This is a genomic window from Pseudomonas sp. Irchel 3E19 (assembly GCF_900187585.1).
Taxonomy (GTDB): Bacteria; Pseudomonadota; Gammaproteobacteria; order Pseudomonadales; family Pseudomonadaceae; genus Aquipseudomonas; species Aquipseudomonas baetica.
Genome location: NZ_FYDT01000024.1, coordinates 85,730 through 96,753 on the forward strand (window position 1 = coordinate 85,730; position 11,024 = coordinate 96,753).

7 protein-coding genes, 2 pseudogenes and 1 riboswitch are annotated in these 11,024 nt (G+C 60.0%); of the genes and pseudogenes, 3 read left to right on the forward strand and 6 right to left on the reverse strand.

Translation table 11 applies throughout. The annotated features are described in order from the left end of the window. Positions 1 to 68 precede the first annotated feature (68 nt). The gene (gene metH, locus CKW18_RS16625) at positions 69 to 3,779 is read right to left on the reverse strand and encodes a methionine synthase (protein WP_095189791.1); all 3,711 of its coding nucleotides are present in this window, start codon (positions 3,777 to 3,779) and stop codon (positions 69 to 71) included. A 156-nt stretch (positions 3,780 to 3,935) separates the two neighbouring features. Between metH and CKW18_RS16630 the strand changes: the two genes are divergently transcribed. The 3 genes and pseudogenes from CKW18_RS16630 (at position 3,936) to nfuA (ending at position 8,070) form a co-directional block, all read left to right on the forward strand. Beyond that, positions 3,936 to 6,227, forward strand: coding sequence for a fatty acid cis/trans isomerase (locus CKW18_RS16630; protein WP_095189792.1), 2,292 nt, complete (start codon positions 3,936 to 3,938; stop codon positions 6,225 to 6,227). Positions 6,228 to 6,408: 181 nt separating this feature from the next. Beyond that, a pseudogene (locus CKW18_RS16635) lies at positions 6,409 to 7,427 on the forward strand (acyltransferase family protein). A gap of 58 nt (positions 7,428 to 7,485) precedes the next feature. Then, positions 7,486 to 8,070, forward strand: a complete 585-nt coding sequence (gene nfuA / locus CKW18_RS16640; protein ID WP_003225494.1) for a Fe-S biogenesis protein NfuA — start codon at positions 7,486 to 7,488, stop codon at positions 8,068 to 8,070. Positions 8,071 to 8,214: 144 nt separating this feature from the next. Here nfuA and cobM read toward each other — a convergent pair whose 3' ends face one another. The 5 genes and pseudogenes from cobM to CKW18_RS16665 form a co-directional block, all read right to left on the reverse strand. Next, complete coding sequence (gene cobM / locus CKW18_RS16645; RefSeq protein ID WP_095189793.1) at positions 8,215 to 8,961, reverse strand: precorrin-4 C(11)-methyltransferase; 747 nt, start codon at positions 8,959 to 8,961, stop codon at positions 8,215 to 8,217. 80 nt (positions 8,962 to 9,041) lie between these two features. Further along, positions 9,042 to 9,455, reverse strand: a complete 414-nt coding sequence (locus CKW18_RS16650; RefSeq protein WP_095189794.1) for a cobalamin biosynthesis protein — start codon at positions 9,453 to 9,455, stop codon at positions 9,042 to 9,044. Continuing rightward, complete coding sequence (locus tag CKW18_RS16655; RefSeq protein ID WP_095189795.1) at positions 9,452 to 10,153, reverse strand: CbtA family protein; 702 nt, start codon at positions 10,151 to 10,153, stop codon at positions 9,452 to 9,454. Before CKW18_RS16655 ends, CKW18_RS16650 begins: the two co-directional genes overlap by 4 nt. A gap of 11 nt (positions 10,154 to 10,164) precedes the next feature. Next, positions 10,165 to 10,362 (reverse strand): CbtB domain-containing protein, encoded by a 198-nt coding sequence (locus tag CKW18_RS16660; protein WP_095189796.1) that lies wholly within the window; start codon positions 10,360 to 10,362, stop codon positions 10,165 to 10,167. Positions 10,363 to 10,484: 122 nt separating this feature from the next. Next, positions 10,485 to 10,707, reverse strand: a riboswitch (cobalamin riboswitch). Positions 10,708 to 10,800: 93 nt separating this feature from the next. Further along, positions 10,801 to 11,024, reverse strand: a pseudogene (locus CKW18_RS16665) (IS4 family transposase); the annotation flags it as partial.

Below are 11,024 nucleotides of genomic sequence, written 5' to 3' on the forward strand. Positions count from 1 at the left end.
CGGTGCAGTGACACCTCGGCCGCCGTGAGGCATGCCGAGGTGTTTTTCCGGATCGGCAGTGCTTTGACTCAGTTGTCGTAACCCAGGTTCGGCGCCAGCCAGCGCTCGGTCACACTCAACTCCTGACCTTTGCGCGAGGTGTAGCTCTGCACCTGATCCTTGTCGACTTTGCCCACGGCGAAGTACTGCGCCTGCGGGTGGGCGAAGTACCAGCCGCTGACCGCTGCCGCCGGGAACATCGCGTAATGTTCGGTGAGGAACACGCCGCTGCGGCCTGCACGCATTTCTTCAGCTTCCGGGTCGAGCAGGGCAAACAGCGCGGCTTTCTCGGTGTGGTCCGGGCAGGCCGGGTAGCCTGGGGCAGGGCGGATGCCGCTGTATTGCTCTTTGATCAGCGCGTCGTTGTCGAGCGTTTCGTCCTTGGCATAACCCCAGTGTTCTTTACGCACCTGCTGGTGCAGCCACTCGGCGCAAGCCTCGGCCAAACGGTCGGCGAGGGCCTTGACCATGATCGAGTTGTAATCGTCGCCAGCGTCCTGATAAGCCTTGGCGACCTCTTCGGCGCCGATGCCGGCGGTGGTGATGAAGCCACCCACGTAGTCGGTCACTTCGCTGTCTTTGGGCGCAACGAAGTCGGCCAGCGAGAAGTTCGGCTTGCCGTCGGTCTTGATGATCTGCTGACGCAGGTGATGCAGCTTGGCCAATGGCTTGCCGTCATCGCCATACAGTTCGATGTCGTCGTCATGCACCTGATTGGCCGGCCAGAAACCGAACACCGCACGAGCGCTGATCAGCTTCTCGTCGATCAGCTTGGCGAGCATCTCTTGCGCGTCCTTGTACAGCGCGGTGGCGGCTTCACCGACCACTTCGTCTTCGAGGATGCGCGGGAACTTGCCGGCCAGATCCCACGAGATGAAGAACGGCGTCCAGTCGATGTATTCGGCCAGCACCTTGAGGTCGATGTTGTCCAGCACCTTGCTGCCGGTGAAGGTCGGTTTGACCGGCTCATACGTCGCCCAGTCGAACTGCGGCTTCTTGGCGATCGCCGCCGCGTAGCTCAAGCGCTCGGTACGGGCGCTGCGGTTGGCGGTGCGCTCGCGTACTTCGACGTATTCGGTACGGGTTCTTTCGACAAACCCGGCTTTCAGTTCTTTCGACAGCAATTGCGTCGCCACGCCTACAGCGCGGGAGGCATCGGTCACGTAAACCACCGCGTCGTTGCTGTACTTCGGCTCGATCTTCACCGCCGTGTGCGCTTTGGAGGTGGTCGCGCCGCCGATCATCAGTGGCAGGTGGAAGTCCTGACGCTGCATCTCGCGCGCCACGTGGACCATTTCATCCAGCGACGGCGTGATCAGGCCGGACAGACCGATGATGTCGCACTTCTGCTCTTTGGCCACTTGCAGGATTTTTTCCGCCGGGACCATCACACCGAGGTCGACGATGTCGTAGCCGTTACAGCCCAGCACCACGCCGACAATGTTCTTGCCGATGTCGTGCACGTCACCCTTGACCGTGGCCATGAGGATCTTGCCCTTGGCTTCCGGCTTGTCGCCTTTTTCCAGTTCGATGAACGGAATCAGGTGGGCCACGGCCTGTTTCATCACGCGGGCGGATTTCACCACCTGCGGCAGGAACATTTTGCCTGCGCCAAACAAGTCGCCGACGATGTTCATGCCCGACATCAGCGGGCCTTCGATCACTTCGATCGGGCGGGCGAACGACTGGCGCGATTCTTCGGTGTCTTCGACGATGTGGGTGGTGATGCCCTTGACCAGCGCATGCTCCAGACGCTTGTTGACGTCCCAGTTGCGCCACTCTTCGGTCTCGGCTTCCTTGACGCTGCCGTCGCCCTTGTACTTGTCGGCGATGGCGAGGAGGGCGTCGGTGCCTTCCGGTGTGCGGTTGAGGATCACGTCTTCAACGGCGTCGCGCAGCTCCACAGGGATCTGGTCGTAGATTTCCAGTTGCCCCGCGTTGACGATACCCATGGTCAGGCCGGCGCGGATCGCGTACAGCAGGAACACCGAGTGGATCGCCTCACGCACCGGGTTGTTGCCCCGGAACGAGAACGACACGTTGGACACGCCACCGGACGTCAGCGCATACGGCAGCTCGTCGCGGATGTAGGCGCAGGCATTGATGAAGTCCACCGCGTAGTTGTTGTGTTCTTCGATGCCGGTGGCCACGGCGAAAATGTTCGGGTCGAAGATGATGTCTTCCGGCGGGAAGCCGACTTCGTTGACCAGAATGTCGTAGGAGCGTTTGCAGATTTCTTTCTTGCGCGCTTCGGTGTCGGCCTGGCCAGCTTCGTCGAACGCCATCACCACAACCGCCGCGCCGTAGCGCTTGCACAGCTTGGCGTGATGGATGAACTGCTCGACGCCTTCTTTCATGCTGATCGAGTTGACGATGCCTTTGCCCTGAATGCACTTGAGGCCGGCTTCGATCACTTCCCATTTCGAGGAGTCGATCATGATCGGTACGCGGGAGATGTCCGGTTCGCCGGCGATCAGATTGAGGAAGGTCACCATGGCCTTCTTCGAATCGAGCATGCCTTCGTCCATGTTGATGTCGATCACCTGCGCGCCGGCCTCGACCTGCTGCAGGGCGACTTCCAGCGCTTCGGTGTAGTTGTCTTCACGGATCAGGCGGGCGAACTTGGCGGAACCGGTGATGTTGGTGCGCTCGCCGACGTTGACGAACAGCGAGCTGCGATCAATGGTGAACGGCTCCAGACCCGAGAGGCGGCACGCCTTCGGGATGTCCGGAATCTGCCGCGGCGCATAACCGGCCACGGCTTTGGCGATGGCCTCGATATGCCCCGGCGTGGTGCCGCAGCAGCCGCCGACGATGTTGAGGAAGCCGCTTTGAGCGAACTCTTCGATGACCTTGGCGGTTTGCGACGGCAGTTCGTCGTACTCGCCGAACTCGTTCGGCAGACCAGCGTTCGGGTGCGCGGAAACGTGGGTGCTGGCCTTGTTCGACAGCTCTTCCAGGTACGGACGCAATTCACTGGCGCCGAGGGCGCAGTTCAGCCCCACCGAGATCGGCTTGGCGTGGGCCACGGAGTTCCAGAACGCTTCGGTGGTCTGGCCAGACAGGGTGCGGCCGGAGGCGTCGGTGATGGTCCCGGAAATCATGATCGGCAATTCGAGGTGCAGCTCTTCGAACACGCCTTGCACGGCGAAAATCGCGGCTTTGGCGTTGAGGGTGTCGAAGATGGTTTCGATCAGGATCAGGTCGGCGCCGCCCTCGATCAGGCCTTTGGTGGCTTCGGTGTAGTTCTCCACCAGCTCATCAAAGGTGACGTTGCGATAGCCAGGGTTGTTGACGTCAGGCGACAGCGAGCAGGTGCGGCTGGTCGGGCCAAGTACGCCGGCGACAAAGCGTGGCTTGTCCGGGTTCTCGGCGGTCTTGGCATCGGCAATCTTGCGCGCCAGGCGTGCGCCTTCTACGTTTAGCTCGTAGGCCAGTTCTTCCATGCCGTAGTCGGCCATGGAAATACGCGTGGCGTTGAAGGTGTTGGTTTCCAGAATGTCGGCGCCGGCATCCAGGTAGGCTTTCTCGATGCCACCGATCACGTCCGGGCGGGTGATGACCAGCAGGTCGTTGTTGCCCTTGACGTCACTCGGCCAGTCCGCGAAGCGTTTGCCGCGATAATCCTGCTCTTCGAGCTTGTAGCTCTGGATCATGGTGCCCATGCCGCCGTCGAGTATCAGGATGCGCTCTTTGAGAGCTTGCTTGAGAGCTTGAAGGCGGACGCTGCGATCGGACATTTGGACTACTCGGAAAGACCATTACGAAGGAGCGGGATCATAACAAACCTGTGCGCTTTTGGAGCATGTGCAGGTTTTTCATGAATATCGCTCATGTTGGTACGGGCGTCATACTGTAGAATCGCGGCGTTTTTCTTCAGGGTTGGGATCAGGCACATGTCGTACCGCGTCATCAGCATTGTTTTGCTGTTCTTAAGCTGGGGCGCCGTTGCGCAAGAGCCCTTGACCTCGCCTGTGTCATACACCCGCGATATCCAGCCGATCTTCACCGAGAAGTGCGTGGCCTGCCATGCGTGCTACGACTCTGCCTGTCAGCTCAACCTGGGCAGCGGCGAAGGCGCGGCGCGTGGCGCGAGCAAAATGCCGGTCTACGACGGCGAGCGCACGCAGGCGGCGCCGACCACGCGTTTGTTCTATGACGCCTTCGGCAAACGCGCCTGGCAGCAAAAAGGCTTCTATTCGGTGCTCGACGCCCAGGGCAGTCAGGCGGCATTGATGGCGCGCATGCTGGAGCTGGGGCACAAAACCCCGTTGACGCCCAATGCCAAGCTGCCGGAAGACATCGTGCTGGGCCTGAACCGCGAGAACATGTGCGCGATGCCCGCCGAGTATGAGGGTTACGCCGGTGCGCATCCGAAAGAGGGCATGCCGCTGGCCGTCACCGGTCTGACCGATCAGCAATACCAGACGCTGCAGCGCTGGCTGGCGTCTGGCGCGCCGATTGACGAACAAGGCCTGGCGCCGAGCGCCAAAGAGGCGTTGCAGATCGTCCAGTGGGAAAACCTGCTCAATACCCCCGGCGCACGCCAGAGTCTGGTAGGGCGCTGGTTGTTCGAGCACTGGTACCTCGCGCACCTCTATTTCAAGGACGGCGAGCCAGGACATTACTTTCAGTGGGTGCGCTCGCGCACACCAAGCGGTCAGCCGATCGATCTGATCGCCACGCGTCGCCCCAACGATGATCCGGGCACCCAGGTGTATTACCGCTTGTGGCCGGTGCAAGGGGTGATCGTACACAAGACCCACATCACTTATCCGCTGAGCGCGGCGAAGATGGCGCGGGTCAAAAGCCTGTTCTACAGCGGCAACTGGCAGGTCAACGCTTTACCGGGTTACGGCCCGCAGAGCCGGGCCAATCCTTTCGCTACGTTCGAGGCGATTCCGGCGCAGGCGCGCTATCAGTTCATGCTCGATAACGCTGAATACTTCGTGCGCACCTTCATTCGTGGCCCGGTGTGCCGTGGTCAGATCGCCACCGACGTGATCCGTGACAACTTCTGGGCGCTGTTCCAGGCGCCGGAACATGACCTCTATATCACTGACCCGAATTATCGCGGCCAGGCCACGCCGTTGCTGGCCATGCCCGGGCAGAACGACGACGTCGGCAGCGTACTGAGCCTGTGGCGCAACTACCGTGACAAACGAAACGAATACGAAGCCTTGCGCCGCGACAGCTACGCCGATTTGCCGGCACCGAGCTGGTCGACCCTGTGGGCCGGCAACGACAACGCGCTGTTGAGCATTTTCCGCCACTTCGACAGCGCCTCGGTGAGCAAAGGCCTGATCGGCGAGGTGCCGCAAACGATGTGGCTGTTCGACTATCCGCTGCTGGAGCGCACCTATTACCAGTTGGCAGTCAACTTCGATGTGTTCGGCAACGTCTCCCATCAGGCGCAAACCCGCCTGTATTTCGACCTGATCCGCAATGGCGCCGAGCAGAACTTCCTGCGCCTGATGCCCGCCGATTCCCGCGAGGATTACCTCGACGATTGGTATCAGAGCGGTGGCCAGTTCAAGATGTGGCTCGATTACGAAGCCATCGACGACGACAAACCGACCGGCCTGAAGCTGGACGAGAAGAATCCGAAATACGATTTCGCCCAGCAGTTGCTCGCGCGCTATGGCGACCTGAATGCTCGACCGGATCCGATCAATCGTTGCGACGGCGCTTATTGTTCGCGGCCGAACATTGATCCGGCGCTGCAAAATGCCGAGCAAGCGCTAAGCCGCCTGGCTTCGCGCCCGGCCGCGGGCCTGAAGGTCATCGAACAGTTGCCGGAAGCCACCCTGCTGCGCGTCGAAACCGCCAGCGGCAAACGAGAGGTCTACAGCCTGTTGCGTAACCGCGCGCATAGCAACGTGGCGTTCTTGCTCGGTGAGTCGCTGCGTTATCAGCCGGGGCTCGACACGCTCACGATCTATCCGGGTGTGCTCAGCAGTTATCCGAACTTCATCTTCAACATTCCTGCCGAACAAGTGCCGGCGTTTGTCGATGCGATGGAAAGTGCCAAGGACGCCAATCGCTTCGAGAAAATCGTCGAACGTTGGGGGATTCGTCGCAGTCATCCGCAATTCTGGATGTATTTCCACGATCTGAGCCAATACATCCACGAGACCGAACCGGTGGAAGAGGGCGTACTGGACATGAACCGCTACGAGAATCTTTGATCGTTTGAGGCAGGCCTGCGGTCACAGCTTCAGGTAACACACAAATCCCCTGTGGGAGCGAGCCTGCTCGCTAAGGCGGAATGTCAGGCACCGAATACATTGAATGTGCCGTCGCTTTCGCGAGCAGGCTCGCTCCCACAGGGTGAAGTGGTGTTTTTGGAATTGTGATCGGGAGCGGGCGATGTTGATCTCAGTACAGGCCCTGCGTGCGCTCGCCGCGTGGACGGTGGTCTGTCACCACTTGATGCAGATTTTTTCGATTTCCAAGCGCGTGGGCCGGTCGGTCAGATGTTCATCGACAAAGGCGCGGTAGGGGTCGATATCTTCTTCGTCATCAGTGGCCTGGTGATTTTTCTCTCGACCGAAAACAAGACCCTGCGGCCCGGGCAGTTTCTGCTGTATCGGCTGTTTCGTATCGTCCCGGCGTATTGGCTGTATACGTTGCTGATGGCGTTGCTGGTGGTTTACGCGCAGCCGCTACTGCCCGACCAGACAGTGGACTGGGGCCATTTTCTATCGTCGCTGCTGTTCATTCCCACGGAGAATCCCGGCGGGTACGGCATCTATCCGACATTGAATGTCGGCTGGACGCTCAATTACGAAATGCTGTTTTACGTGCTGTTTGCCTGTGCGCTGGTGTTTCGCTGGCAGGTTCGCTTGCTGGTGGCGGCGGCGCTGCTGTTTAGTGCCTGTCAGGCGTTTGGCTGGATTAATAAGTTCTACCGTGCGGACATCGTTTACGAGTTTTTGCTCGGCATCGGCATCGGCGTGCTCTATCGCCGTGGATTGATCGGCGCGGGGTTGGGGTTGGGGTTGCCGTTGCTGGGGATCATCGGCGCATTGCTGGCGATTTATCATCTGGCGCCGGCGCCGAGGCTACTCAATTGGGGCCTGCCAAGTGCGGTGCTGGTCATGGCGTGCATGGCACTGGAGCGTTACGTCGAGCGCAGTCGGGTGCTCAAGCTGTTGGGCGATTGTTCCTATTCGGTCTATCTGATGCACGTTCTGGTGCTGTCGGCCGGTGGTTTCGTGGCGCAGCGCTTCGGGATCAACCCTTATCTGATGTTCGGCGTGTGCGCTTTGGCTATCGGCGTCGGCTCGTGGTTGAGCTACGAATGGGTGGAAAAACGCAGCTACCGTTGGCTCAAGGCGCAGATTGACGACAAACCCGGCGAGAATCTTTCCCGACAAAAATACTAGGACTTTGTCCGGCGCAATGATTGGCGTAAACTCCGCCACAAGCCTGCGAGGAGTTTCCATGACCGCTATTACCATTACCGACGCCGCCCACGATTACCTGGCCGATCTGCTCTCCAAGCAGAACACCCCAGGCATCGGCATCCGCGTCTTCATCACCCAGCCTGGCACCCAGTACGCTGAAACCTGCATTGCCTACTGCAAGCCGGGCGAAGAAAAACCCGAAGACACGGCGTTGGGGCTGAAAAGCTTCACCGCTTATATCGATTCGTTCAGCGAAGCCTTCCTGGATGACGCGGTAGTCGATTACGCCACCGACCGCATGGGCGGCCAGTTGACCATCAAGGCGCCAAACGCCAAAGTGCCGATGGTCAACGCCGATAGCCCGGTCAACGAGCGCATCAATTACTACCTGCAAACTGAAATCAACCCGGGGCTGGCCAGCCACGGCGGTCAGGTCAGCCTGATCGATGTGGTTGAAGACGGCATTGCCGTGTTGCAGTTCGGTGGCGGTTGCCAGGGCTGCGGCCAGGCTGACGTGACCTTGAAGGAAGGCATCGAGCGCACCTTGCTCGAGCGTATTCCTGAGCTCAAGGGCGTTCGCGACGTGACCGACCACACGCAGAAAGAAAACGCCTACTACTAAGGTGTTCGCTGCGGACATGAAAAACGGCGCCCCGTGAGCGCCGTTTTTTTATGCGTAACATTTGCCGATGCCTTCGCGAGCAGGCTCGCTCCCACATTTGATCGCATTCCAAATGTGGGAGCGGGCTTGCTCGCGAAGAGGCCTTCATGGGCGATACAAATGTGCATGCCCGGCGCGATACAGCGATGACTCGCTAAACACCTCACTCCCCAATACCCGCCCGACCAGAATCAACGCCGTGCGCCGAAACCCTTTGGCCTCAACCTTCTCGGCAATGTCCGCCAGCGTCCCCACTACCCAGTCCTGATCCGGCCAAGTCGCCCGGTGAATCACCGCAATCGGGCAATCCGCGCCGTAATGCGGCAGCAGTTCAGCGATGATCTTCTCCAGATGATTGACCCCCAGATGAATCGCCATGGTCGCACCGTGCTGCGCCAGACTGCCCAATTCCTCACCCGCCGGCATCGCGGTTTTATCGGCGTAACGGGTCAGAATCACGCTTTGCGAGACATCCGGCAGGGTTAATTCCGCACCGAGCAACGCCGCACACGCCGCTGTCGCCGTCACGCCGGGAACGATCTCAAACGGAATATTCAGCTCGCGCAGATAACGAATCTGCTCACCAATCGCGCCATACAGACTCGGATCCCCCGAATGCACTCGCGCCACATCCTGGCCCTTGGCATGGGCGGTTTTGATCAGTTCGATGATCTGTTCCAGATGCAGTTCAGCGCTATTAACCACTGTTTCTGCCTGGTGACCGTCCAGCACCGCCGCCGGTACCAGAGAGCCTGCATAGATGATCACCGGGCAACTGCGGATCAGCCGCTGGCCTTTGACGGTGATCAATTCCGGGTCGCCGGGGCCTGCGCCGATGAAGTAAACGGTCATCGTTGAATCCTTTGGAAAAGAGGTGCAGCCATGCTTCAGATGAAGATCGCTCATGATCGATGGCGGGGATTATCGGGATTTTACGCAGCGCCGGCCAATGCCAGCGTTGCCTGAGCGTATTTTTGCCGGGAAATCAGCAGTTTTGCCGGTGCCTGGATCAGCTGTTCAGCGAGCGCCAGTGCGGCGCTTTCGGCGACGCCGTAACAACCGGTGCGCTCGTAGGCGATCTGCGAATGGTGACTTAGCTGCTGTTGATAGCTGGCCAATTGTTCGCTGCTGAAATACAGCAACGGCAGGGCCAATTGTGCGGCGAGTTCTTGCAAACCTGGCTCATCGCGTTTCAAGTCGATGCTGGCCAAGGCCTTGACCGCTTCGAGCTCAATGCGATGGGCCTGCAAGGCTTGATCGAGTAACGCGCGTAATGTGCTGGCGGGGCAGCCGCGCTGGCAGCCCAGGCCGACCACGAAGGTCGGCGCTGCGCTGTCATCGGTCATACGTGGTATTGACCTTCGCTTTTGCGGCGGAACAACCAGGCACTGATCAGGCCCAAGGCCAGCCAGAACGCCACGTTGGTCAACTGCGAAGCGATTTTGAACTGTGCCTCAAGCGCTTCTGGCGCCAGCATCGAATGCACTTCCGGCTGAGGTGCACCGATGACGTGCGGCACAGCGAGAATCGCCACACCGAGGATTTTCATCAGCCAATGGCGGCTGAACGCGATCAACGCCAGGCCGACGGCGGTGGACGCGGCTGTGCTGATCCACCAGAGCTGCCGTGAAGCCAGATCCGCCGCAGCAGTGCCCGGCAATTCCGGCGGCAAGCCCAAAGTCGGTGCCAGCACGAACGTGGCGTAGCCGGCCAGGCCCCAGAGCAGACCTTGCGAAGTTTTGGTCGGCGCGCGCAGGGTGTAGAGACCTGCGAGCATCAGGGCAAAACCGACGGCCACCACCAGATTGCCGCCCGTGGTCGAGACCACACGCTGCCAGCCATCTTCCGGCTCCCAGGCTTCGGCGTCGTGGGTGTGGGCAGCCGTGCCAGCTGCATGTTCGTGTACTTCAGCCGCAGGTTCGGACTTTTCATAGGTTTCGGCCTGCAGAATCAGCGGCGAAACCCAGAAGCTTTGCAGCAGGGTGAGGAGCAGGGCGGCCAGCAGACCGCTGAAACCTGCTGTTTGCGCAATACGCTTGATCATGTCGGCAGGTCTCAGTGGCACGGGAACGCGGCGCTGTGGCGGGTATCGTGAGCGGCGTTGTGCACCGCTTCGATGTGCGAGAAACCGGCGAAATAGACGAGGCTGGCGCCCAGGATCGACGCGAAAATGGCGGCGGTCAGGCGTTGGCTCAGGGTGGTGGTGCTGGAGATCTTGTCGGTGTTGCTGGCGGTGCTGCTGATGATCGACATGGCGCTTCCCTCTGGAGTGTCAGCGGGGTCATAGAGCGCATGAAAACCCCTGCGGGTCGGGCTCGCAGAGGTTCGAACAGCGCCCGCCCACCGCGGGTTTGTTATGTTCAGCGACGCATGACTGCGGGCTGTGTGTTGCGGGCCGGTCTCCGGGCTCACGAGGGGTTGGCGTCAGGCCGACCTGCAAGCGTCACCTTCCCATGCCGTTGGGGCACAGTGGTTTTGACGCTTCACTCGCTTACCGTTGCGGGGGCAGCACCGGACTGACATGGGCTTGAGTAAAGCACATGATTCACCGGTTTCCCGTTTCACCCTGTGAAGGGCACCCGTAACAAGTTGCGTAGGAGAGCATGAGGGGGGGATTTGAGTCAATTGGAGGGGGCATATCCGTTGCTGCGGTAACGGCGGCTTAGGGTTTCGCCCTTACGGCCATCCCTTTCAAGGTCTTTTAGTTTTGGCAGCCTTGATTACTCTGTCCGTTGAAACATGCGCATGCACCGCCGTGCCTTGGACCCATGTCTTGGGCTTAGGCACCTTGGGGCCACGGGGGCTTTTCGCAACTTGTTTGGGTTGGATGTTGCTGGCCAGCTCTAGTAAGCGCTGGGCCAGTTTTTCCAGAGGAATGACGGGAAAATATTCCGAAGGCAGCGCAATCTGCATTC

What these genes read in the sequence shown, in the direction of transcription:
- metH (WP_095189791.1), bottom strand. Translation starts at nt 3,779, where the DNA reads ATGTCCGATCGCAGCGTCCGCCTTCAAGCTCTCAAGCAAGCTCTCAAA.
- CKW18_RS16630 (WP_095189792.1), top strand. Translation starts at nt 3,936, where the DNA reads ATGTCGTACCGCGTCATCAGCATTGTTTTGCTGTTCTTAAGCTGGGGC.
- nfuA (WP_003225494.1), top strand. Translation starts at nt 7,486, where the DNA reads ATGACCGCTATTACCATTACCGACGCCGCCCACGATTACCTGGCCGAT.
- cobM (WP_095189793.1), bottom strand. Translation starts at nt 8,961, where the DNA reads ATGACCGTTTACTTCATCGGCGCAGGCCCCGGCGACCCGGAATTGATC.
- CKW18_RS16650 (WP_095189794.1), bottom strand. Translation starts at nt 9,455, where the DNA reads ATGACCGATGACAGCGCAGCGCCGACCTTCGTGGTCGGCCTGGGCTGC.
- CKW18_RS16655 (WP_095189795.1), bottom strand. Translation starts at nt 10,153, where the DNA reads ATGATCAAGCGTATTGCGCAAACAGCAGGTTTCAGCGGTCTGCTGGCC.
- CKW18_RS16660 (WP_095189796.1), bottom strand. Translation starts at nt 10,362, where the DNA reads ATGTCGATCATCAGCAGCACCGCCAGCAACACCGACAAGATCTCCAGC.